Origin of the sequence: Algibacter sp. (assembly GCF_049667265.1) — a bacterium.
In the GTDB taxonomy this organism is placed as follows: domain Bacteria; phylum Bacteroidota; class Bacteroidia; order Flavobacteriales; family Flavobacteriaceae; genus Algibacter_B.
The window spans coordinates 1-1,500 of the sequence record NZ_JBATHX010000317.1 but is presented as its reverse complement, the minus strand read 5'-3'; the positions used below and the strand labels follow the sequence as shown (position 1 = coordinate 1,500).

Here is a 1,500-nt window from a genome sequence, read left to right as displayed (position 1 = left end):
TTACAATGTTGGCAAACAACAATCTTTAACACCGTAACTTGCTCTTGGGACATAGCAGGAACACAGCCTGTTAGACCTACAATATCATGTTGGGAAACAGCAACTTTTAATACAACTACTTGCTCATGGGATATAACAGGAACGCAAGTACAGGCCCCAATAGACTTACAATGTTGGGAAACATCAACTTTTAATACAACTACCTGTGTATGGGATGTATCAGGAATACAGCCAGTTCAACCTACCATATCATGTTGGGAAACAGCTGCATTTAATACCATAACTTGTTCATGGGATGTAACAGGAACACAACCTGTTCAACCCATAATATCATGTTGGGAAACAGCAACCTTTAATATAGCTAACTGTAGTTGGGACATTTCAGGAACAAAGCCCTTGGCACCAATAAATTTACAATGCTGGGAAACAACAACTTTCAACACAATAACTTGTGCTTGGGATATTGCAGGAACGCCACCTGGGGCAGAATATACTGAAGATCTCGTTTATTGTAACGGAGAAACCCTAATACTTCATGCAAACTCAAGCCTGTTAAACCCTAAGTATCTTTGGAGTACAGGTGAAACAACAGATACTATTATCATTAATACTCATAATGTTTATTCAGTAGAAATTACTAGTTCAGCATGTTTTTTTGAAACTAAAAATTTCAATGTCACTCAAGCTGAAATTCCGAATATTGATACTATTTCATCAGATAGTAACAATATTGTTATCAGAACTTCAAATACTGGTGATTTTTTATACTCTTTAGATGGAAATATTTACCAATCGGCTAACACTTTTTTTAATGTTAAAGGGGGAGAATATGCAATTTATGTAAAAGAACAAAATTGTCCAGAAATAGTAACTAAAACTTATTTGCATTTCTATATACCAAAATATTTTACACCAAATAATGATGGAGTCAATGATACTTTTAGCTTAAGTGGCATCGAGTTTTATGGCCAGTCACAAGTTTCTCTTTTTAATCGCTACGGAAAACTTATGAAATTTTCTCAAAATGGACCGTTTTCATGGGATGGGACATTCAACAATGTTGAATTACCATCTGATGATTATTGGTACATTATTATTATACAAAATCAAAAATTTACAGGGCATTTTACATTGAAAAGGTGATTTTTATCGATGAACATAACATTCTTTATATCAATACGACCAATCAAGTTTGATCTTTCGAAATGAATGCATATTCAGTATTCTATTGATTTTTGTAACAAAAAGAACTTTTAGCCACTTTCCGTTGCAGATGTAACGTAAAACACAGAAAATCAAAGGACTGTAAACAATCAAATCATTATTTTAACTGAAAAGGCAAAGCGCAAAAATTATTTTTATCAATAGCTTTCGAACTTACAGCAATAATCTAAATACACAAAATTTCATCTGTAAAATCTGAAATTCAGTTTTATTTGTCTTTTATAAAAAGTAAAGATTAGTCAGCTCGTTACTTTAAACCTAGGTTTAATTAGAATG

At 32.6% G+C, this 1,500-nt stretch carries 1 protein-coding gene; it reads left to right on the top strand.

Features of this window, described 5'->3' with window-relative positions; translation table 11 throughout:
• Positions 1-1,143 (top strand): T9SS type B sorting domain-containing protein (locus WBN21_RS11315; RefSeq protein WP_424200336.1); only part of this gene is annotated, 1,143 nt, incomplete at its 5' end.
• Positions 1,144-1,500 lie beyond the last annotated feature (357 nt).